The organism is Kutzneria buriramensis, assembly GCF_003387475.1.
Taxonomy (GTDB): Bacteria; Actinomycetota; Actinomycetes; order Mycobacteriales; family Pseudonocardiaceae; genus Kutzneria; species Kutzneria buriramensis.
This window is the reverse complement of sequence record NZ_QUNO01000020.1, coordinates 119,487-140,967: the sequence shown is the minus strand read 5'-3', so window position 1 is coordinate 140,967 and position 21,481 is coordinate 119,487. Positions and strand designations below refer to the sequence as shown.

21 protein-coding genes are annotated in these 21,481 nt (G+C 71.8%); 14 read left to right on the top strand and 7 right to left on the bottom strand.

Going from position 1 to position 21,481, the window contains the following annotated elements:
• Nucleotides 1-34 precede the first annotated feature (34 nt).
• Nucleotides 35-415 carry an MmcQ/YjbR family DNA-binding protein gene (locus BCF44_RS44050; protein WP_116180479.1) on the top strand — a complete coding sequence of 127 codons (381 nt, stop codon included), beginning with the start codon at nt 35-37 and terminating at the stop codon, nt 413-415.
• Here the strand turns inward: BCF44_RS44050 and BCF44_RS44045 are convergent.
• Genes BCF44_RS44045 through BCF44_RS44035 form a run of 3 tightly spaced genes read right to left on the bottom strand, consistent with a single transcriptional unit; the run spans nt 405 to nt 3,281 of the window.
• On the bottom strand, nt 405-1,058 hold the full coding sequence (locus BCF44_RS44045; RefSeq protein ID WP_246016169.1) for a DNA-binding response regulator: 654 nt from the start codon (nt 1,056-1,058) through the stop codon (nt 405-407). The genes BCF44_RS44050 and BCF44_RS44045 overlap by 11 nt on opposite strands.
• Nucleotides 1,046-2,143 carry a hypothetical protein gene (locus BCF44_RS44040; RefSeq protein ID WP_116180478.1) on the bottom strand — a complete coding sequence of 366 codons (1,098 nt, stop codon included), beginning with the start codon at nt 2,141-2,143 and terminating at the stop codon, nt 1,046-1,048. Before BCF44_RS44040 ends, BCF44_RS44045 begins: the two co-directional genes overlap by 13 nt.
• A complete protein-coding gene (locus BCF44_RS44035) occupies nt 2,136-3,281 on the bottom strand; it encodes a sensor histidine kinase (RefSeq protein WP_116180477.1) in 1,146 nt (381 codons plus the stop codon). Before BCF44_RS44035 ends, BCF44_RS44040 begins: the two co-directional genes overlap by 8 nt.
• 318 nt (nt 3,282-3,599) lie before the next feature.
• Between BCF44_RS44035 and BCF44_RS44030 the strand changes: the two genes are divergently transcribed.
• From BCF44_RS44030 to BCF44_RS44020, 3 genes are all read left to right on the top strand, one after another.
• Nucleotides 3,600-4,148: a M15 family metallopeptidase gene (locus tag BCF44_RS44030; RefSeq protein WP_116180476.1), complete on the top strand. Its 549-nt coding sequence runs from the start codon at nt 3,600-3,602 to the stop codon at nt 4,146-4,148.
• Between the two features lie 67 nt (nt 4,149-4,215).
• Nucleotides 4,216-5,559: a UDP-N-acetylmuramate--L-alanine ligase gene (gene murC / locus BCF44_RS44025; RefSeq protein ID WP_116180475.1), complete on the top strand. Its 1,344-nt coding sequence runs from the start codon at nt 4,216-4,218 to the stop codon at nt 5,557-5,559.
• Nucleotides 5,556-6,230 carry a beta/alpha barrel domain-containing protein gene (locus tag BCF44_RS44020; protein WP_116180474.1) on the top strand — a complete coding sequence of 225 codons (675 nt, stop codon included), beginning with the start codon at nt 5,556-5,558 and terminating at the stop codon, nt 6,228-6,230. Before murC ends, BCF44_RS44020 begins: the two co-directional genes overlap by 4 nt.
• On the opposite strand, the gene BCF44_RS44015 is transcribed toward BCF44_RS44020, so the two are convergent.
• Entirely contained in the window at nt 6,163-7,014 is an 852-nt protein-coding gene (locus tag BCF44_RS44015) for an alpha/beta fold hydrolase (protein ID WP_116180473.1), read from the bottom strand. The two genes, BCF44_RS44020 and BCF44_RS44015, sit on opposite strands and share 68 nt — an antisense overlap.
• A gap of 81 nt (nt 7,015-7,095) precedes the next feature.
• Nucleotides 7,096-8,370, bottom strand: coding sequence for an MFS transporter (locus BCF44_RS44010; RefSeq protein ID WP_116180472.1), 1,275 nt, complete (start codon nt 8,368-8,370; stop codon nt 7,096-7,098).
• Between the two features lie 45 nt (nt 8,371-8,415).
• Here BCF44_RS44010 and BCF44_RS44005 point away from each other — a divergent pair, with 45 nt between their 5' ends.
• The 9 genes from BCF44_RS44005 (at nt 8,416) to BCF44_RS43965 (ending at nt 16,959) form a co-directional block, all read left to right on the top strand.
• Complete coding sequence (locus BCF44_RS44005; protein ID WP_116180471.1) at nt 8,416-9,099, top strand: DUF2848 domain-containing protein; 684 nt, start codon at nt 8,416-8,418, stop codon at nt 9,097-9,099.
• Between the two features lie 93 nt (nt 9,100-9,192).
• Nucleotides 9,193-10,155 carry a patatin-like phospholipase family protein gene (locus BCF44_RS44000; RefSeq protein WP_116180470.1) on the top strand — a complete coding sequence of 321 codons (963 nt, stop codon included), beginning with the start codon at nt 9,193-9,195 and terminating at the stop codon, nt 10,153-10,155.
• Nucleotides 10,156-10,174: 19 nt separating this feature from the next.
• Nucleotides 10,175-10,465 (top strand): hypothetical protein, encoded by a 291-nt coding sequence (locus BCF44_RS43995; RefSeq protein ID WP_116180469.1) that lies wholly within the window; start codon nt 10,175-10,177, stop codon nt 10,463-10,465.
• An 82-nt stretch (nt 10,466-10,547) separates the two neighbouring features.
• Nucleotides 10,548-12,092 (top strand): serine/threonine protein kinase, encoded by a 1,545-nt coding sequence (locus tag BCF44_RS43990; RefSeq protein WP_170218073.1) that lies wholly within the window; start codon nt 10,548-10,550, stop codon nt 12,090-12,092.
• A 31-nt stretch (nt 12,093-12,123) separates the two neighbouring features.
• Complete coding sequence (locus BCF44_RS43985) at nt 12,124-13,329, top strand: alpha/beta hydrolase (protein WP_116180467.1); 1,206 nt, start codon at nt 12,124-12,126, stop codon at nt 13,327-13,329.
• A 17-nt stretch (nt 13,330-13,346) separates the two neighbouring features.
• On the top strand, nt 13,347-14,378 hold the full coding sequence (locus BCF44_RS43980) for a YncE family protein (protein ID WP_116180583.1): 1,032 nt from the start codon (nt 13,347-13,349) through the stop codon (nt 14,376-14,378).
• 31 nt (nt 14,379-14,409) lie between these two features.
• Nucleotides 14,410-14,976 (top strand): TetR/AcrR family transcriptional regulator, encoded by a 567-nt coding sequence (locus tag BCF44_RS43975; RefSeq protein ID WP_116180466.1) that lies wholly within the window; start codon nt 14,410-14,412, stop codon nt 14,974-14,976.
• A 79-nt stretch (nt 14,977-15,055) separates the two neighbouring features.
• A complete protein-coding gene (locus BCF44_RS43970; protein ID WP_116180465.1) occupies nt 15,056-16,081 on the top strand; it encodes a medium chain dehydrogenase/reductase family protein in 1,026 nt (341 codons plus the stop codon).
• 32 nt (nt 16,082-16,113) lie between these two features.
• Nucleotides 16,114-16,959: a PhzF family phenazine biosynthesis protein gene (locus BCF44_RS43965; protein WP_211353508.1), complete on the top strand. Its 846-nt coding sequence runs from the start codon at nt 16,114-16,116 to the stop codon at nt 16,957-16,959.
• On the opposite strand, the gene BCF44_RS43960 is transcribed toward BCF44_RS43965, so the two are convergent.
• Nucleotides 16,911-18,317 (bottom strand): alpha/beta hydrolase, encoded by a 1,407-nt coding sequence (locus tag BCF44_RS43960; RefSeq protein WP_116180463.1) that lies wholly within the window; start codon nt 18,315-18,317, stop codon nt 16,911-16,913. The genes BCF44_RS43965 and BCF44_RS43960 overlap by 49 nt on opposite strands.
• Nucleotides 18,318-18,604: 287 nt before the next feature.
• Here BCF44_RS43960 and BCF44_RS43955 point away from each other — a divergent pair, with 287 nt between their 5' ends.
• Entirely contained in the window at nt 18,605-18,922 is a 318-nt protein-coding gene (locus BCF44_RS43955; protein ID WP_116180462.1) for a hypothetical protein, read from the top strand.
• 22 nt (nt 18,923-18,944) lie between these two features.
• On the opposite strand, the gene BCF44_RS43950 is transcribed toward BCF44_RS43955, so the two are convergent.
• Nucleotides 18,945-21,455 carry a helix-turn-helix transcriptional regulator gene (locus BCF44_RS43950; RefSeq protein ID WP_281283225.1) on the bottom strand — a complete coding sequence of 837 codons (2,511 nt, stop codon included), beginning with the start codon at nt 21,453-21,455 and terminating at the stop codon, nt 18,945-18,947.
• Between the last annotated feature and the right edge of the window lie 26 nt (nt 21,456-21,481).

Here is a 21,481-nt window from a genome sequence, read left to right as displayed (position 1 = left end):
CGAACTGTCAGGGGTGCTGCGTAAGCTGCGGCCCATGGGTGTCAGCAGTGCCGTGTTCCACCGTGTCCTGGACGCGCTCGGCGAGGTCGAGCACGCGCAGGGGCGCGACTGGACGTCGTTCAGCGTGCGGGGCAAGCGCTTCGGCTACTACTGGCCGCGCACCGAGACCGTCGGCCTCAAGCAGACCGTCTCCGAGCAGCTGGCGCTGGTGTCCGAACGCCCCGACGTGTTCGAGGAGCAGTTCACCATGGGCGGCTTCGGCTGGGTGGTCGTGCACCTGGCCGGCGTCGACGGCGACGAGCTCGCCGAGCTGGTGTACGAGGCGTGGCGGCTGAGCGCCCCCGAGGAGCTGGTCGAGGGCCTGCCGTTCGCCAAGGTCGCCAAGGCGGTGCCGCGCAAGCGCGTCAGGAGTTGAGGTCCTCCATGCCGATCAGGCCGTCCTGGATCGCGCGCTCCACCAACGCCGCCTTGGTCCGCGCCGGCCGGCCGGTGTTGGCGTACTTGATCCGCACCCGGTCGATGTAGGTCTCCACCGTCTTGATCGACACGCCGAGCTTGCCTGCGACCAGCCGCTTCGAGTCGGACTCGAACCACGCCACCAAAGTCTCCATCTCCCGCTCGGACAGCTGAGGACGGCTCGGCCGGCGGTCGGTGCTGATCGCGCCGCCCAGCGACGGCGAGGTGTACGGCAGGTTCGCGGCGGCCGCGCGGATCGCCGGGATCAGGTGGTCGGGCCCCTCGGCCTTGGTGAGGTAGGTGAACACGCCCAGGTCCAGGCAGGTCAGCACGGTGTCGCGGTCGGCCCGCTGGGAGTAGACGATCACCTGCCGGCCGGCGTCGACCAGCTGCTCCACCTCGCGGAACGCCGGCGGCCCGCCCAGTTGCAGGTCGAAGATCACCACGTCGGCGGACGCGCCCGGCTCGGTCCAGGCGCGGGCCACCTTGCCCTCGGCGTCGACCAGCGTCACCGGCGGTGTCGCCGCCGCGCACCACGCCCGCACGCCGGCGGTGATCGCCGGATGGTCGTCCACAATGACGGCGGTGATCAGCTCTGCCACGTCGCTCGCACCCACAGGCGGTCCTCGTCCTCCACGGTGGTGATCATCACAGCCCCGTCGGCCTCGGCCGGGATGCCCGCCGCCACGGCGTCGGCGACCACGCTGACCGAGACCCCCGAATCCGTGCCCAGAACCGTAACCCGCGCCCAGTTGCGGGCCGTGCTCAGCACCCGCACCGGCGCCTCGGTCAGGCCGCGCCGCACGTCCAGCGGCAGCCCGGGCCAACTCCCCTGCGTCGCCAGGTCCACGAGCACCCCGCGCCGCTCGGCGACATCCACGCAGGCCTTCAACTCGTGCAGCAGGCGGTCGTCCACGTCGTCGCCCTCGGCGAACAGCCGGCGCATGCGAGCGGCGGCGATCGCGCAGTCGCGGCGGGTCTGCTCCGCGGCCGGGTCCAGGCTGCCGTCGGCGAGGCCGGTCAGTAGCGGGCGCACCTCGGCGTCGAGCTGCTGCGACCGACGCCGGCGGTCATCGTGCACACGTTCGGCGATGCTTTCCGCCGCCCGCACGGCCTCCTCGGCCTCGGTGGCACGCGCGGCGGATGTCGCCGCGTACCGGAGCATCCACGTCGCGGCGCCGGCCGTCACCTGGAACGCGCCGATGGTGACGATGTCGGTGCCCACGTTGATCACGGCGATCGGCGCGAAGGCGCCGGCCACGGCCAGGTGCACGAAGCTGGTGGCGAAGTGCGCCGCGAGCACCCCGAGCAGCACGCCCAGGTGCAGGTCCATCAGCAGCAGGATGGCGACCCAGCCGATGCCGTCGATCGTCCAGTTCGCGTAGCCGGGCACCTCGGCCGCCGGGATCAGGGCGTTGACCAGCACCGACACCGCGAGCGTCAGGCCGAGCGCCGGCCACCGCCAGACGCCCCACGACCGCCGGCGCGAGATCAGCACGGCCTCGGTGGCCAGGATCGCGACCAGCACCAGGTAGCAGGCGACAACCAGCCAGGCGACCCGGTAGACGTCGAGGTGGGTGACCATGGCCGGCAGGTCCAACGCGGCCAGGTCGGCGACGGCGATGATCAGGACGGCCAGCCGGAGCTGGCCGCGCAGGCGCGCCATGGTCGCGCGGGAGTCAGCCACGGTCCCACTCCAGCCGCACGGTCGTGCCTTCGCCCGGCGCGGACGTGATCACGGCTCGGCCGCCCGCGGCGGCCAGCCGGTCGACGATCGAATTGGCGACGCCGCGCCGCTGTGCCGGCACCGCCTCCGCTTTGAAGCCGCGGCCGCGATCGGCGATCACCACCGCCACCCGACCGCCCTCGTCGGTGACGGTCACCGACGCCTTCTGCTCGCCCGAGTGCCTGGCCACGTTGTTCAGCGCCTCCCGCAGCGCCCCCAGCACCGCCGTTCCGACGGCCGACGGCAGCGGCAGCACGTCCGGCGCGGACAGGTCGACCGCCAGCCGACCGGTCCCGATCACGTCCAGCAGACCCGGCATGACGTCGCCGTACTCGGGCGTGGGGTCGGTGTCGGTGACCAGCGCCGTCAGGTCGCGGCGGGCCTGGCCCCGCACCCACGCCTGATTCGAGCCAACCTCACCCAGCCCCACCATCAGCAACGTCGTCGCCGCCGTGTCGTGCAGGGTCGCGATGTGCACGCGCTCGTCCGCACGGACCGCCTCGGCCACCAGCGCCTCGCGCCGCGCGGCCTCCGCCCGGGCCTCCTGCGCGTCGGCGGTCCGCGCACCCAGCAGCAGCAACGTCACCAGCACGCGGGACAGCACCGCCTGCACCGGCGTCCAGGCCCCGATCGCCGCCGCACCGACCCACAGCGCCGGCGCCGTCCACCACGCGCCGAGCAGGAACGCCGCCGTCACGATCAGCGCCGTCACCAGGCCGGTCGCCGGCTTCGTGTGCCACTGGTGGAAGACGACCGCCACCGACACCAGCGTGATCACCCAGCCCTGGCCGTTGGCCACCGACACCACCGGCACCGTCCACGGCTGGAACAGCCCGATCGCCGCCAGCACCGCCGCGTCCGCCCAGGCCAGCCCCACCGGCGGGTCGCGCCACAGCCATCTGGCGTACAGCGCGCTCCAGGCCGTCACCGCGATGATGATCACAACCGTCTGCGTCTGGTGGGCGCTGGGCGCGGACATGATGCCGAGCAGGCCGGCCACCAGCGCGACCGCAAGCCTTGCCCCGGCGAGGATGCGCAACGCCGCGCGCATCAGCTGCCGCTCCACCGCGCCCCTTGTGGGGTGTTCACCCGACACCATCGGCAGCGAGTATGGCGCATCCTTGGTCTCGGACGGGGAACTGTCCGCGGGGGAGAGAAAACAGTGAGGGGAAGACGGGCTCGGCGAATCTGTGCGCCGAGCCTGTCTGAATTTCCGGGCCTGTCCGGTTATCCGGGTCGTGTCATCACCGACCAGCTGCGAGACCCCCTCACCATCTGACCGGTTTCCCCGCACGGCGACCGCCGTGTGATCTTGCTCCCGTGTCGAGCCGTCAACGGCTTGTCGGTCGGCGCGCACGGAACCGTCACATAGTCGGCAGAGCCTTGTCCTCTCACGGATCGGTGAGGGGATAACACCATGGCACTGCGGTTGGTTGCTGTTGTACTGCTGGCGCTGCTCGTCGGCGGCTGCGGCGGACGGGCCGTCGGTCGGCCCGGACCGACCGACACGACGACCGACGGCCCGCTCGGCGCGGCCGACGGCGTGATCGCGGACGACGCCGGCATCAGCCCGTTCGACACCGGGCTGCCGGCCATCGCCAAGCTCGACGCGGGGCTGCTGGACGCCGTGCAGAAGGCCGCCACCGACGCGGCGGCGAAGGGGATCACCATGCGGGTGACGTCGGGGTGGCGCAGCAAGGCGTACCAGCAGCAGCTGCTCGACGACGCCGTCCGGACGTACGGCGGCATGAATGAGGCGCGCAAGCACGTCGCCACGCCGGACGCGTCGCACCACATCACCGGCAAGGCGGTGGACATCGGTCCGACCAACGCCGACGACTGGTTGCAGCGGCACGGCGCGGACTACGGGCTGTGCCAGGCGTACGCGAACGAGATGTGGCACTTCGAGCTGGTGGTGGCGCCGGGGCTGACCTGCCCACAGCCGCTGCCCGACGCCGCAAGCTGAGCCGCCCGTCACACAACTGGCACAGTCCGGGCGATGTGCTCGCACATCGGGCGCTCAGCGTGGGGTCATGGACAGAGGACTCGGGCGGGTGCATCTGGTCGGCTGCGGCGGCGTCGGCATGACCGGTCTGACGGAACTGTTGCTGCACATGGGGATTCCCGTGTCCGGCAGCGAGCTTCGCGCCGATCCCACGCTGGATCGGCTGCGCAGGCTCGGCGGCACCGTCCACACGGGACACGACGCCTCGAACGTCCACGGGGCGGACACGGTGGTGTATTCGACGTCGATTCCGGACGACCATGCCGAGCTGGTCGAGGCCCGGCGCCTGGGGTTGCAAGTGCTGCATCGCGCCGAGGCGCTGGCGATCGCCATGCGTGGGCACGAAGTCCTTGCCGTGGCCGGGACTCACGGCAAGACCAGCACCACCGCGATGGCCGTCGCCGCGCTCGGCTTCGACGTGCCGTTCGTGGTCGGCGGCGAGATCACCGGCATCGGCAACGCGGGTTACGGCGACGGCACCTTCGTGGTCGAGGCCGACGAGAGCGACCGGTCGTTCCTGAACTTCTCGCCGCATGCCGCCATCGTCACCAACATCGACTCCGATCACCTCGACACGTACGGGGACATGGCCGAGTTGCGGGACACGTTCCTGGAGTTCTGCCGCCGGGTGAGCGGGTTCCTGGTGACCTGTGCCGATGATCCCCGCTGCCGCGATCTCGCCGCCCGCGTGGACGTTCCCGTGCACACCTACGGCCTTGACCCGGACGCCGATCTGCGAGTGACCGGTCTTTCCTCCGGCGTCAACGGTGTCCGCTATCGAGCGCTTCTCGGCGGCAACCACCATGAGGTCGAGCTTCCCGTGCCGGGCAACCATCTCGGGCTGAATTCCGCCGCCGCGCTGCTGGCCGCGGTTCGCCTCGGCCGACCGGTGGACACGGTCGTCGCCGGCCTCGCCGAGTATCCGGGCGTGGGCCGGCGGTTCGAGCTCAAGGGCATCGGCGGCGGCGTGCGGGTGTACGACGACTACGCCTGCCACCACACTTCCATGGAGGCGTCGCTGCGGACCATGCGCGACCTGGCCGGCGACGGCCGGTTGCTCGCCGTCTGCCAGCCCTGCCGCACGTATCGGCTCCGCGACTTCCAGGACGAGATGGCCGCGGCGCTCGCCCTGGCCGACCAGGTGGTGGTGACCAGCGTCTTCGCCCCGGCCGGCCCCGGACCGGACGGCGCCTCCCTCACCCGGGCCGTGCCACTGCCGAGCGCCGCAAAGTCCTATGTGGACGACTGGTCGGCGGTGTCGGACGAGGTCGCGCGGCGGGCCCGTCCCGGCGACCTCGTCGTCACGCTGGGCGCGCCGGCGGTGTCCGCCATTGCCGACCAGATACTCGACGCGCTCCGGAGGTCGGGATGACCACGCTGGAAACGCTTGTCGCGGAGGCACATCACGACACCGCCGACCGCCAGGCCGACTTCTCGCTGGAGCAGATGAAGGCGCTGACCACCGACGCCCCGCCTGTCCGCGACTTCGCCGCCGCCTGCCACGCCCGCCGCACGGCCGTGGTGTGCGAGGCCAACCACCCCGACCAGGCCGCCCGCCACGCCGCTCGAGGCTGCGCAGCGGTGAGCGTTGTGACCGAACGCCATCACGGCGACGTCATCGATCTGCTCCGGGTGCGGCCGGTCGTGGAGATTCCCCTGCTGCAACGGGACATCGTCGTCACCGACTACCAGGTTTGGGAGGCCCGCGCCTTCGGCGCCGACGCCCTTTCGCTGCTACCGGCAGTGCTGAGCGACCGCGAGCTCGTCGCCCTCTACCAACTCGTCCGCGACATCGGCATGACCCCGGTGGTCGAGGCCTACAGCACCGAGGACGCGGTTCGCGCCGGCGACATCGGCGCCGAGCTGGTCGCCCTCAACCTCGTCGACTCCGCCCGCGTCGCCGCGCTCCTGCCGCCACTGACGATCACCCTCGCGCCGGCCGGCGCCGACGTCGTCCTCCTGGGCGAAGGCCCCGTTATGACAGTGCTTGTGCCGCGCGGGGTGAGGTCGCCCGACTCACGAAGTCCAGGAGATCGGCGTTGAGCTGCTCGGTGTGGGTCAAGTAGATCGCGTGGGCGGTGTTGGCGTAGACCTTGAGCTCGGCGTCGGGGATCAGGTCGGCGGTGACGCGGCCGGTCAGTTCCAACGGGGCCGAGGCGTCGTGGTCGCCGTGCACGACCAGCGCCGGCACGGTGATCTTGGCTAGCTCCGGCCGGAAGTCGGCGGCGACATTCGTGGCGGTGCAAGCGATGGCGGCGTTCAGGTTCACGCTCATGCAGTCGCGGACCGTCCAGTCCCTGGTCGCCTTGGGCACCTCACAGCCGGGCAGGCCGTCGCCGAAGAACGCGCCGGCGTTCTCGTCGATCCAGCCGCCGAAGTCGACCCGCAGCCGCGCCAGCAGCTGGTCGCTGGCCGCCGCGGGCACGCCGTCGGGGTTGTCGGGTAGCTGCCCCAGGCACGGCACGGTCGACCCGACCAGCACGATCTTGGCGACACGGTCGTCGCCGTGCCGGGTCAGGTAGCGCACGATCTCGCCGCCGCCCATCGAGTGCCCGACCAGCGTCACGTCGGCGAGGTCGAGGTGCTCGATCAGCGCCGCCAGGTCGTCGGCGAGGGTGTCGAAGTCGTAGCCGGCGCCGGGGTCGTCCGACCGGCCGTGTCCCCGCCGGTCGTAACCGACGGCGCGGAACCCGTTCTCGGCGAAGTGCTGCATCTGCTGCTGCCACATGATGCTGCTCAGCGCCCAGCTCGTCACGAACACGACCGGCCGCCCGGTGCCCCAGTCGCGGTAGAACAGCTGCGTGCCGTTGGCGTTCAGGTAAGGCATCTCTCGTCCCCTCCTCGGTTCGACGAGAGCAATCCTGGCCGCCGGCGGGGAGCTTGGCGATTACGCGACAGGTAATGGGGGCTACTCCCCCGGCGCGTCGCGCCCGATGGCCAGCCCGATCACGGTGATCACCGCCGTGACCGCGACATACGTGGCCAGCGCGGGCCAGGTGCCGGTCCAGGCCAGCAGCGCGGTGAACAGCAGCGGGGCGGGCGCGCCGCCGATGACGCCGGCCAGCGTGTACGCCAGCGAGCTGCCGGTGTACCGCAGCCGGACGGAGAACTGCTCGGCGACGAAGGCGCCCTGCGGGCCGTACATGGCCGAGTGGATCACCAGCGCGACGATCACCCCGAAGAACACCCACGCCACCGATTTCCCCGCCACCAGAGGAAAGAACACCAGCGGCCAGACCGCCGCGGCCAGCGCCGCGACGAGGTACACCTTGCGACGGTTGATCCGATCGGACAGCGCACCGAAGGCGGGAATCGCCACCACCTGCACCGCGGAACCCACCAGCACCGCCGCCATGCCGACCGCGCGGGGCATGCCCAGCTGCTGGATGTAGGTCAGCACGAACACCGTGAACAACGCGTAGTGCACGTCCGGGCAGACCCGAGCCAGCACGGCGGCGAGCAGCCCGCGACCCTCGTGCCGGAACAGCTCCGTCACCGGCGCGCTGGGCCTCTCGTCGCGAGCGGCCAACTCCTGGAAGATCGGCGTCTCCTCCAGACGGACCCGGATCCACAGGCCGAAGCCGATCAGCAAGGCGGACAACAGGAACGCCACCCGCCAGCCCCACGACTCGAACTGCGTCTCGGTCAGCGCCACCCCGAGGATCGCCAACACGCCGTTGGCCAACAGGTTTCCCACCGGCGGACCGACCTGCGCCGCCGACGCCCAGAACCCGCGCCGCCCCGGCGAGCCGAACTCGCTGGACAGCAGCACCGCGCCGCCCCACTCGCCGCCGATGCCCACGCCCTGCGCGAAACGCAGGCACACCAGCAGGATCGCCGCCGTGCCGCCGATGTCGGCGTACGTCGGCAGCACTCCGATGAGGACGGTCGCGAATCCGGTCAGCAGCAGGGTGGCCACCAGCACCCGCTTGCGGCCGATCACGTCGCCGAGCCGGCCGAACACCACGCCGCCGACCGGGCGGGCCACGTAGCCGACGGCGTACGTGGAGAAGGCCAGCATGGTGGCGGTCAGCGGGTCGCCGCCGGGGAAGAACAGGTGGCCGAAGATCGTCGCGGCGGCGACCGAGTAGGCGGCGAAGTCGTACCACTCCAGCGACGTGCCGGACAGGCTCGCCGCGAACGCGCGCCAGAGGGAACGCCGGTCCACCACCACGTCAGCCATGTGGCATATTCTATGTATACAACTCGTATGCGCAAGGGAGGACACGTGACCGAGCTGACGTTCGAGCTGGTCGACGGGCAGAAAGCGGCAGTCGAGGTGCGGTCCGCGCTGAACGGCGGCTACGCCGGGCGCAGCCAGGACGACGTCGCCGCCCACGTCGCGGAGCTGGCCGCGCTGGGCGTGCCGGCGCCGAGCACGACCCCCAGCCTCTACCCCGTCGCGCCGTACCTGGTGAGCCAGGCCGACACCGTGCCGGCGCAGCACGGCCGCACCTCCGGCGAGGCGGAGTGGGCGCTGGTCGTCACCGACGACGATGTGCTGCTGACCGTCGCCTGCGACCACACCGACCGCGACCTGGAGGTGCACGGCGTCGCCTGGAGCAAGCAGGCCGGGCCGGACGTGGTGGGGCGCAAGGCTTGGCGGCTCGCCGACGTCGCCGACCGCATCGACGACCTGACGCTGACGGCCTGGGTCGGCGACGGCGACACCTGGACGGAGATCCAGCGCGGCACGCTCGCCGAGTTGCTGACGCCGCATTACTGGCTGGAGGTGCTACGAAAGCGGGATCTCCTGGCACCCGGCACGGTCCTGCTGTCGGGCACCATCCCCATGCACGAGGGCGTCGACCAGTTCGCGCCGGCCTGGCGCGTCGAGCTCGGCGATCCGGCCACTGGTGACACCATCCGCTGCGAATATCGCGTCCAGCTGCTCCCGGAGCCGATCGGATAGCCCACGATCGGGCGTCTTTTCGGTCGGCGGCAAGGATTTCCGGTGATCTTCCCGCTAGCGTCGCGGCCGTCACAGCGAGGCGGGAGCATCCACATGGGAACGTCGACAAAGACCGTCGACCTCGTCATCCAGGGCGGCGGCGTGAAGGGGGTCGCCGCCCTCGGCGTGATCCTGACCCTCGCCGAGGCGGGCTACCGGTTCAACCGGATCGCCGGCACCAGCGCGGGCGCGATCGTCGGCACGCTGGTCGCCGCCTACCAGCGTGCCGGCGAGGACCTGCACAAGCTCGAACCGGTGATGCGCGAGCTGGACTACAACCGGTTCAAGGACCCGAGCACGCTGGAGCGGTTCACCGGCCCCATCGGCCTCGGCATCGACCTGCTGGTCAAGGACGGCCTGTACAGCGGGGACTTCGTGCAGGAGTTCATGACGCCGCTGCTGGAGGGCGTCGGCGTGACCACGTTCGATGATCTCCGCCTGGACGACCCGGACGCGGCCATGCCCGACTACCAGGCGTACTCGCTGGTCATCGCGGCGACCGACATCTCCCGGCGGGTGCTGGTGCGGCTGCCGTGGGACTACGGGCAGTACGGGCGGCAACCCGGCGAGCAGCGCATCGTCGACGCGGTCCGGGCGTCGATGTCGTTCCCGTTCTTCTTCCGCCCGGTGCAGTTCACCACCGGCGCCGGCGAGCAGGTCACCTGGGTCGACGGCGGCATGGTGGCCAACTTCCCCGTGACCATCTTCGACCGCACCGACGACAAGCCGCCGCGCTGGCCCACCTGGGCCGTGATGATCTCCGCCGAGCCGGTGGCCGCGGACAAGCCGGTCACCTCGGCCCTGGGCCAGGCCCACGCCCTCTACGACACCGTGCTGTCCGCGATGACGAATCGGTACCACCTGGCGGAGGAGGGGCTGACCAGGAGGACGATCACCGTGGACACGAGCGAGGTGACGCCGCTGGACTTCGGGCTGACCCGCGACCAGCAGCAGACGCTGTTCGCCCACGGTCGGGCCGCGGGCCAGGCCTTCCTGGCGCGACAGCCCTCGCCCTGACGGACAGGGGACCGCCGAGATGGATCTGATGCGCTTCTTCCGCCGCGAGGCCCGCGAGGCCGAGATCGGCGCCTTCCACGCCGTGGAGACGAAGGTCAAGGCGGCCAGCACCACCGCGCTGGTCACCAGCTTCGTGATGGACCTGGCGGCCAGGTACGTCTTCCCCAACGGCGTGCCCGGCTGGGCAACGGCGCTGATCAGCGGGGCCGTGGTCGGCGGGCTGACCTTCGCCGCCGGGTGGCTGGCCAAGCACACCCCGCGCGAGCCCACGACACCCGCCGCGCCCGCTCCTGCGCCTGAAAAGGCGTGACAGGGTCGTCCGGCCGGTCCAGGGACGTTGCGCTGCCCGCTAACCTCTTCCCCCGAAAGTGTTATCGAAGGGGAGTCGTGCTGTGAGGCCGTTAGGGACGTCCGACCCGGTCGCGGTGGGCCCGTACCGGACCATCGCGGTGCTGGGCCGCGGCAGAACCGGTCGTGTGCTGCTGGGCGTCGCCCCGGACGGCCGACTGGTCGCGCTGCGGCTGCTGCACCCCTACCTGATGCGTGACGAGGGCTTCCGCCGCGAGGTCATCGCCTCGCGCGACGTGACCGGTCCGAGCACCGCGCCCCTGGTCGACGGAGACCTCGACGCGCCGGTGCCGTGGCTGGCCACGGGGTACATCCCGGGCCCGTCGCTGCGGCAGGCGGGGCGGCTGCCGGCGGACTCGGTGCTGGTGCTCGCCGCGGGCATGGCGGCGGCGCTGGCCGAGATCCACGCCGTCGGCCTGCTGCACCGCAACCTCAACCCCGCCAACGTGCTGCTCGCCGACGACGGCCCGAAGGTCATCGACTTCGGCATCTCGCACGCGCAGGGCCTGGCCGGCACGCCGGGCTTCGTGTCGCCGGAGCAGGCCGCCGGCCAGCCGGCGAGCTGGGCCAGCGACGTGTTCGCGTTCGGCACCGTGCTGTACACGGCGGCGACCGGCCGCAGCCCGTTCGCGGCGCAGTCGCCCCAGCAGACCCTGGCCAACGTGATGAACGTGGTGCCCGACCTGGCCGGCGTCCCGGACACGGTGCGCTGGATCGTCGGCCCCTGCCTGGCCAAGGACCCCGCCGGCCGGCCGACGCCCCAGCAGATCGCCGAGGCCATCGGCCAGCAGGCGCCGTTCGTGAGCCCCTGGCCGCAGTCCGTGCAGGAGATGATCAACCGCCGGCGCGCCGAGGCGGCCCGCACGGTCGAGGCGCCGCCCGAGCCCGGCACCCCGCCGGTCGCCGTGGAAACCCCGGAGAAACGCCGGAAGACCGCCACGATCGTCGGCGCGACCGTGGTGGCGATGGTGTTCTTCACGGCGATGGCCGGCGTGCTGCTGGCGTTCGGCGGCGGCCCGCACACCGACGCGGCCACCCAGACCCCGCAGCCGACCACCACCACGCCGCCGCTGCCGACCACCACCGTCGCCCCGACCACGACGACCACCAGCACCACCACGACCACCAGCACCTCTAACGCAGTCCCCGTCCAGGCCGGCATCTGGTACACGATCACCAACGCCGGCACCGGCAAGTGCCTCGACGCCGCCGGCGGCGGCCGCCGCGACGGCACCCCGGTGATCGAGTTCGGCTGCGGCACCGGCAAGTCCAACCAGCTGTGGCAGTTCATCCCCGTCGGCAACGGCTTCTTCCGGGTGCTCAACCGCAACGCCCCCAAGCTCGCCCTGGACGTGACCGGCGGCCCCGGCTCGACCTCCCCCGGCACGCCGGTCCAGCTCTGGGCCTTCGGCGGCGGCTCGAACCAGCTGTGGAAGCTGGCCGACCAGGGCAACGGCGCGTTCTCTCTGATCGCCCAGCACAGCGGCCAGTGCCTGGACGTGCCCGGCAGCGGCGACAACACCCGGCTCGACCAGCAGCAGTGCAACGGCAGCCCGTCCGAGCAGTTCACGGTGCAGCAGCAGAACTGAGCGGCGGAGACCACCCGCCTACGATCGAGCCATGACACCGGACGTCGTCGAGCTGTTGCGGGCCGGCAGGTTCGCCGAGATCCGCGAGCTGTTCACGCCGCAGCTGCGGCCGCTGGTGCCGGCCGACGCGATCGGCACGGCCTGGACGGCGGCGGTGGCCCAGTACGGCGAGCTCACCGAGACCGGCGCGCCGGTCGGCGATCAGGGCACGATCCGGGTCCCGCTGACGTTCGAGCGGGGCCGGCTGACGCTGGTGCTCCAGGCCGGCCCCGGTGGACTCGGGGGGTTGCAGCTCGCGCCAGCGGAGGCGGCCGAGCCGGTCGCGCCGTGGGAGCCACCGTCCTATGCGGACGGTTCCCGTTTTGCCGAAGAGGCCGTCACTTTGGACTCCGGTCCGCTGGCCGTGGGCGGCACGTTGAGCGTTCCCCACGGTTCCGGGCCGTGGCCGGCGGTGGTGCTGCTCAGCGGTTCCGGCGCGCACGACCAGGACGAGACCATCGGCCGCAACAAGCCGCTCAAGGACGTCGCCTGGGGGCTCGCCAGTCGCGGCATTGCCGTGCTGCGCTTCGAGAAGGTCACGCACGCGCACCCGCAGGAGGCCCGGGCCGACCCCGGCTTCACCATGTACGACGAATACGCGCCGGCCGCGCTGGCCGCCGTCGAGTTGCTCAAGCAGCGCGAGGACATCGGCCGGATCCACCTGCTCGGGCACAGCCTCGGCGGCACGGTCGCGCCGCGCATCGCCGCCGAGGAGCCGGCAGTCGCCGGCCTGGTCCTGATGGCCGGCGGCGCACAGCCGTTGCACTGGGCGGCCGTGCGCCAGATGCGGCACATCGGCTCGCCGGAGGGCACGATCGCGGCCATCGCCAAGCAGGCGGAGCTGGTCGACAGCCCCGACCTCTCCCCCGACACACCCGTCACCGAGCTGCCGTTCGGCGTGCCCGGCGCGTACTGGCTGGACCTGCGCGGCTACGACGCGCCGACCACCGCGGCCGCTCTGGACGTGCCGATCCTCGTCCTCCAGGGCGCTCGCGACTACCAGGTGACCGTCAAGGACGACCTGGCCCGCTGGCAGGAGAAGCTCGCCGACCGCCCACAGGTGACGGTCCGCGTGTACGACGCCGACAACCACCTGTTCTTCCCGGGCAGCGGTCCGTCGACGCCGGGCGAGTACGAGCCGGTCCAGCACGTGGACCCCGAGGTGATCGCCGATATCGCCGGGTGGCTCACCGCGTGACCGGTTGGGAGACTCCGATGGCATCACGGCGGACCGTGTTGACCTGCGCCGCCGTTGTCCTCGCCGCGGCGGTCGGGGTCGGCGTGTATGCGCTGACCCGCGGACCGTCCGCACCGTCGTCTCCGCTGCCCTTGCGGGCGGTCCGCAAGCTCCCGCTGCCTGGCGACAACTCCCGCTTCGACTACGCCAGCCTCGACGCCCGGCGGGGCTTGCTGTTCGTCGCGCACCTGGGCGCCAGCGAGATCGTGGAGATCGACGTGCACGCGAACAAGGTCGTGCGCACGATCCCGAACGTGTCGCAGGTGCACGGTGTGCTCGTGGTGCCGGCCCTGAACCGGGTCTACGCCACAGCCACCGGCGCCAACCAGGTCGTCGCGGTGAACGAGGACACCGGCGAGGTGATCAACCACGGGGAGACCGGCGCCTACCCGGACGGGATCGCCTACGACCCGCGCCGGAACACGGTGTGGACGACGAACGAGACCGGCGGCACCGAGACCGTGGTCGACGCCGCCACCGCGGCCGCGCGGGGCAGTGTCGATCTCGGCGGCGAGGTCGGCAACGTCGCCTATGACCCGACCATGGACCGGATGCTGGTGGACGTGCAGGGCCGCAACGACCTCGCCGTCATCGACCCCGCCTCGCTCGCCGTCACCAAGCGGGTGCCGCTGCCCGGCTGCGACCACGACCACGGCCTGGCCCTGGACACCGCCGCCCGGTTGGCGTTCGTCGCCTGCGACGGCAACGCCACGCTGCTCACCGTGGACATGAGCACCTGGCAGGTCACCGGCGCCGACCTGGTGGGCGCCGATCCGGACGTGCTGGCGTACGACGCCTCGGAGCACCGGCTCTACGTCGCGTGCGAGAGCGGGACGGTGTCGGTGCTGGATCTCCACGATCGCAGGCTCACGGTGGCCGGCTCGGACCACCTCGCCGACGGCGCGCACGTGGTGGCGGTGGATCCGGGCACGCACCACAGCTACTACCCGGTGCCCGCCGGCAGCGACGGTCGTCCCGCGTTGCTGGAGCGGGAGCCGGTCACCCCTTGACTCGGCAAAGTGTGAGTGGTTTATTACTCCTATGACACGGACGCGACCACGGACCCTCTCCACCTCGGAGGAACGGCGGGACACGGTGCTACGCACGGCGGTCGAGACCTTCGCCAGCCGCGGCTACTACGGCACCACCACCACCGAGGTCGCGACCCGGGCCGGCATCTCGCAGGCGTACGTCTACCGGCTGTTCCCGAACAAGGAGGCGCTGTTCCTGGCCGTCGTCGAGCACGCGTTCGACCTGGTCCGGGACAGTCTCGCCCGCGGCGCGGCCGCCGCCGCCAGCACCGATCCCGAGCTGGTGCTGCGGGCGATGGCCGACTCGTACGCGGAGCTGATCTCGGACCAGAACCTGATCCTGGTCCAGCTGCACGCCCAGGCGGCGGCAGCGGCCGAGCCGACGGTGCGAGAGGCCGTCCGCGCCGGCTACGCCCGGGTCGTGGAGTACGTGCGCAGCGTGTCCGGGGCCAGTGAGCCGCAGGTGCAGAACTTCTTCGCCGTCGGCATGCTGTGCCACCTGATCGTCGCCATCGACGCCAGCAGCGTGGACGCCCCCTGGGCGCGCGTGCTCTCGGCCGGCATCAAGCACGTCTGAAACCTGAGTTCGGGCCGTCGGCCCTGCTTTTCGGCCGCTTAGTGAGTGATTAACCACTCTATTCCTCGAGGAGACCATCATGACCACGACCGCCACCGAGATCGTCCTGCCGGGCAAGGTCGAGCCGGAGGGCCTTCGGACCCGCTCGCACGTGATCGCCGAGCCGGCCGCCGGCCAGGTGCTGGTGCGCATGGAGGCGACCGGCGTCTCCTTCGCCGAGCAGCAGATGCGCCGCGGCAAGTACTACGACCAGCCGGCCTTCCCGTTCGTGCCGGGCTACGACGTGGTCGGCGTCGTCGAGGCGACGGGCCCGGGCGTGGACCCGGCGCTGGCCGGCCGGCGCGTCGCCGCCCTGACGAAGATCGGCGGCTGGTCCTCGCACCTGCTGCTGGCGGCCGACGCGGTGGTGCCGGTGCCGGAAGGTGTGTCCGCCGCCGACGCCGAGACGCTGGTGGTCAACGGCATCACCGCCTGGCAGATGCTGCACCGGACGGCGAAGATCCGGCCCGGCCAGACGGTGCTGGTGCTCGGCGCCAACGGCGGCGTCGGCTCCACCCTGGTGCAGCTGGCCCGCGCGGCCGGCGTCCGCGTGATCGGCACGGCCTCGCCCCGCCACCACGACGCCGTTCGGGCGCTCGGCGCGACGCCGCTCGACTACCGCGCCCCCGACCTGTACGACCAGATCCGCGCCCTGGCCCCGAACGGCGTCGACGCCGTCTTCGATCACGTCGGCGGCGCCGGCATCGTGGAGTCGTTCCGGCTGCTGGCGCCCGGCGGCACGCTGGTGTCCTACGGCACCGCCTCGACACGTGACCAGGAGGGGTCGTCGCGGCTGCCGGTGCTGAAGCTGATCGGCCGGCTGCTGTGGTGGAACGCGCTGCCGAACCGCCGCCACACCAGCTTCTTCAACATCTGGACGGGCGTCCGCGACAAGGCCCGCTTCCACGCCAAGCTGCGGCACGACCTGGGCCAGGTGTTCGACCTGCTGGCCGACGGCACGCTCCAGGCTCAGGTCGCCGCCCGGTTCCCGCTGGCCGACGCGTCGGCGGCGCTGCGCCTCGCCGAGTCGGGCACGGTTGCCGGCAAGGTCGTACTGGTCCCTTGACGGCCCCGGCACAGCGAGCTTGCATGCATCCCATGACCGACATCCACCTCGTGCACGTCTTCCCTGCCGGCCCCGGCGGCGGGAACCCGGCACCGATCGTGGTCGACGCCGACGGGATGTCCGACGCGGAGATGCAAGCGGTGGCAGGGAAGTACGGGCACGAGTCGGGGTTCGTGCTCGCCGGGCCGCCCGGTTTCGACCTCGCGCTGCGGTTCTGGGTGCCGGAGCACGAAATGTCCATGTGCGGGCACGCGACGGTCGGCGCGGTGTGGGTGTTGCGCCGCCTGGGCCGCGTGACCGGCGACCAGCTGAGGATCTCCACCGCCAGCGGCGAAGTCCGGGCCCGGCTGCGCGACGGCATCGAGATCAGCCAACCGGTCGGGACCGTCGAGCCGGTCAGCGAAGTGGAGGCCGTGCTGGACGTTCTCGGCATCACGGCGGCGGACCTCGCGCCGTACCCCGTGCAGAACGCCAGCACCGCCCGGGTGAAGACGCTGGTTCCCTTGGCCAGCACGGACATCCTGGACGGGTTGCAGCCGGACTTCAGCCGGGTCAAGGAGGTCTGCGACCTCGTCGGTTCGACCGGGTTGTATCCGTACGCGATGCGGGACCGGCAGGTGTTCGAGGCCCGGCAGTTCCCCCGCTCGTCGGGATATCCCGAGGACGCGGCGACGGGCATCGCCGCCGCCGCGCTCGCGTTCGGGTTGCTGGAGAACGGACTCGTGGAACGCGGTGACCGGCCGATCCGGGTCCGCCAGGGCCGCGCGATGGGCCGCCCGTCGGAGATCACGCTCCGGCTGGACGGGTCGCGCGGGCTGTGGCTAGGAGGTCACGTGCAGGTCGAGTCGGCGGCCGGCAGCGCGCCACCGGTGAGGTAGTCGACCACCGCCGCGTCGATGCAGGCGCTGCCGCCGAGGAAAGCGCCGTGATGGTACGCGTTGAGCTGCGTGACCATCCGTGACGCGGTGAGGTCGCGGTGCATGGCCAGCTGTCCCGGATTGGGTGTGGTCGCGTCTCCGGCAGCGCCGACCATCAGCACCGGGACTCCATTGTGGACGGTTGTCGGCGGCTCGACCGGGGCGGTGGGCCAGAACGCGCACGGCGAGATGTTCCGGGTCAGCGGTCCGAAGAGCGGCTCGTCGGCCCGATGGGCCTGGATGTCTCGGTAGTAGGTCCACGGGTCGCGCGAGACGGCGCGATCCGCGCACAGGACCGGCGTGCCGAACCTGGCGCCGGCTTCGCCGGAGCCGGTGGCAAGGCCGTCGAGCTGCGTGGCCAGAGCGCCGGTCGGCGCCGTGCCGTCGCGCAGAGTCCTTGTCGTCGCGGCGAGTTCGTCGTACCTCCGGTCGTCCGCGACGCCGGTGTAGATCAGGTACGGCAGCACGTGATCGTCCACTGTGTACTTTCCGACGGTCGTCGGCTTCAGGCCGTTCACGGTGGCCAGCACGTCCTGGGCGGTGTCGCCGAGCCCCTCGTGACCGGCGGCCCACTGCGCGAAGTGGTTGAGCGCAGCCTGCCGCGCCGGGCCCTGGTTGGTGAAAAGGTTCGGGCCGTATGCGTCCGGGTCGACCGAGCTGTCCAGCACGAAGCGGTCCGCGTGGTCGCCGAACATCTGGAGGTAGACGGCGCCGAGGTAGGTCCCGTACGAGAAGCCGATGTAGGAGATCCGCTGTTCGCCCAGGGCCTGCCGGATCACATCCATGTCGCGAACGGCGTTGCGGGTCGAGTCGTACGGCAGGTTCTTGTCGGCGCAACCAGCCGCCAGACGGGCCTCGAAGGCGACGGACTCCTGGAAGCTGCGCAGGCTCGGCCCCGCGGAGCGTTGGAACGTGGACGTGTTCCACCGGCACTCGTGCGGCGTGCTGCGCCCGACGAACCGGGGGTCGAAGCCGATCAGGTCGTACGCCTTGCCGAGCTCCGGCGAGTACTGGCCGAGCAGCGCGTTGTCCAGGCCGATGTCGCCGGGGCCGCCGGGGTTGATCAGCATGACCCCGCGGCGGTGGGCTGGGTCGGTGGCGGTGATCCGCGAGATGGCGACGGTGATCTTGTCGCCCTGTGGTCTTCGGTAGTCCAGCGGCACGGTGATGTCGGCGCACTGGGCGCCGGCGTCGTTGAGGGCCTGGCCGACGGGATCGGGCGGGGTCGTGAGGCACGTGTGCCAGGCGATGGGTTGGTGCGGCGCGGAGGTCAGGGCCGCCGCGAGCACGGCGGTCGTCAGGTAGGTGGTCAAGGGCATGGCGGAAGGGTCGCCGTGGCGGTGGTCAACTCGCGTCGGACCGGGAGCGGAGGGCAAGGGTCGGCCCGCGGTGGGATGTGCGGGCAGCGGTCACTGTGCTAGTTCGGCGCAAACCGAATCCATTCACGGCCGCAAACGGTTATTTCGGTTCACCGTTCGACGCCCGTAGCGGGCTGCGGAAAAACCATAGACAAGGCCCGCCATCCTTGTTCGCGACGGAATGGACCGGAAAGCTCTCTCTCGACGGCGGAAACCATTCCGGACCGTACGCGACAGAGGAGAGAACAATGAACGCTCTGCACCGTATCGCCACTGCTGTCGTCGCGACCGCGGCCGCCGGCGCCCTGCTCGGCGGCACCGCGGCGGCCTCGGCCGCGCCGGTCGCCCCGGCCGCCTCCGCGTCCGCCGAGGTGTCGGTGTCCGGCAGCCTGTCCGCCGTCGTCGGCAACGTCATCACCGTCACCACCAGCGCGAACGCGCACGTGAAGATCACCCTGACCAGCGGCACCACGATCGAGGGCAGCCTGTCGCTGGACGCCCTGATCACCGTGAAGGGCCACCAGGTCGGCGGCTCGCTCGTCGCCGACGCGGTGATCGTGGGCTGAAACAGGTGCGGGCGCGCTGGGGTTAATTCCCCAACCCCAGCGCGCCGCGCAGCTCGCGTCGGCCGGAAACCCCGAGCTTGCGGTAGACGCTGGTCAGCGCGAATTCGACGCTCCGCGTCGTGACGTACAATTCACCGGCTATTTCCTTGTTCGTCCGGCCGGCCGCGGCCCGCTGCGCGACGAACGATTCCCGCTCGGTCAACATCGCCGGATCGGCGGCGGCGAATCTGCGGCGACCCCCTGCCTGCCGCAGTTCCCGACTCGCCGTTTCCATCAGCGCCACCGAGCCGCAGCGCATGGCCATGTCGTGCGCCATCCGCAGCACCGACCGCGCCGCGAGCTCGTCCCCGGATTCCCGCAGGCAGCGGCCCCAGTCCGCGAGCGCTCGGCCGTACTCCAGGCGCGTGGGCGACTCGCGCAGGGTGTCCACGGCCTCCGCGAGCAGTTCGGCGTTGCCGGTCACCACACCGGCGCCGCGCAGCGCGACACCGACCGCCGACGCCGAGCCCCAGTGCCGGGCGAGGTGGAGTTCCCGCTCCGCCAACGTCACCGCGCGGCGACGGTCCCCCAGCTCGACGAGGATCCGCGCGGCGGTCGACCGCCACGGGCACACCGCCGGGTTGAGCACGCCCCGCTGGTCCTGCCGGCGACCGCATTCCAGCAGGTCATTCACCGCGCGGGCGTTGTCGCCGGTGGCCGCGCGCAGGCGTCCGCGCTGGAACAGCACCTCGTCGTACCGGGCCGAGCCTGGGACCTCGCCGTCCAGGCCGTGCGCGCTCAGCAGCACCGCCGCCGACTGCGTTTCGTTCACGTCGATCAGGGCGCCGATCATCGGCGCGAGCGCCGTGACGTGCGGGTCGTTTTGCAGCAGGGTGACCCGCCGCGCCTCGCGCAGGTCGCCGCGGCGCAGCGCGAGCTCGGTGCGCAGACCTAGCGCCAGGCGGGACAGTGCCGGCCTACGGCGGTCGGCCACAGCCGCGAGGGCGTTGTCGCACAAGCGCTCCGCCTCGTCGAGATCGTCCATCAGGGACAGTGCGGTGACGATGTGCAGGAAGGCGCGGCGGTCGACCAGGTCAGAACCGGCCGTGACGGCCAGGTTCCGGCCCGACACCCGCCGTAGCGCGGCCGATGCCCGCAGGCGGTCGCCGGAGAGGGCAAGGGAAACGGCCGCGACGGCGTGCCAGAGCCGTTGCCGACGGGCGGTGTCCGGCAGCGGCGGCATCTGGTCGACCGTGCCGGCGTGCTCGACGGCGATGGACACCGGGGCCAGGTCGTCGTCGGTGTCGGCCAGCACGCGGGCCGCGTCCACGAGTTCGCCCCGCTCGGCAAGCTCGTAGGCCAAGGTCACGCCGCCGCCGGCCTGCGTCAGGTGCGCCAACGCGGCGTGTGGGTCGGTGTGCACCTCGGCCTCGCCGAGCTGGGCGAATACCCTCCGGCGGTCGTCCTCGGTCAGCGGCTCCGCGAGCAGCCGCCGGAGGCAGTCCGCGGCGCGCTCGGGATCGCCGTCGGTCATGGCCGTGGCGGCGAACTCCGCCAGCAGGCGGCAGGTCCACTCGTCGCCGACGGGATCGGTGGCAAGCAGGTGCTCGACGACATCGTCGACCGGGGCGCGGCGCTGGTGCAGCTGCCGCGCCGCCCGCAGCCGCATCTCCGACGGCGTGCCGGCGTTCACGGCGGCGATGACCAGCGGCACGGCGACCGTCTCGAACTCCAGCAGCCCGCGGCTCGCGGCCTCGTGGCCGACGGCGGCAACCGCGGCGACCAGTGGGATGTCGCTTCTGCCGACCAACTCCGCCGCCCGGCCGACGGCCACGAGCTCCGGCCCCAGCGTCGTGACCACAGTGGACACCAGCTCCGCCGAGGGCGTCCGGCACAGGTCGCCGACCGACTCACCGCGCAGCTCGGATTCGCGCAGCAGCTCCGTCACCAGCCACGGATGCCCGCCGGTCGCCTCGTGGCACAGGGCCGCCTCGTAGCCGACCAGGGCCCGAACCGCCGGCACGTCGAGTCCGCCCAGCGTGAGGCGGCGGGCGCCGACCGTGCATTCCAGCAGCCGGCCGGGCAGGGTCGTGGCGATCATCGCGACCGGCAGGTCGGTGAGGCGTCGGCGCAGGTAGGAGAGCAGGCGCAGGGAGTCCCGGTCGGCGAGGTCGAGGTTGTCGACGGCGACCAGCACCGGGGTCCGCTCGGCGAGCTCCCGGAACTGCCGGTACAGCTCGCGCAGCGCCGCCTGGTGGGCGCGGGGATCGGGATCGGCGCAGCTGGCGACGCGATCGACCACGTCGGCGGCGAGCGGCTCGAACAGCTGCGACGCGAGTTCGTACGGGAAGTCGGTCTCCACGGCCGAGCCCTGGGCCTTGAGCACGGTGAAGCCCATGGTCGCGGCGAGCTCGGCACAGGCCTCCAGCAGGGTGGTCCGGCCCATCCGGGGGCCGCCCGCCACGCAGACCACCGACGGCAGCCGGCACAGCGCGTCGGAAAGCGCTTGCTGAACCACAGCCAGCTCCGACTCCCGGCCTACACACCCTTGCACTGCCCGCACACCCACTCCCCTCGACG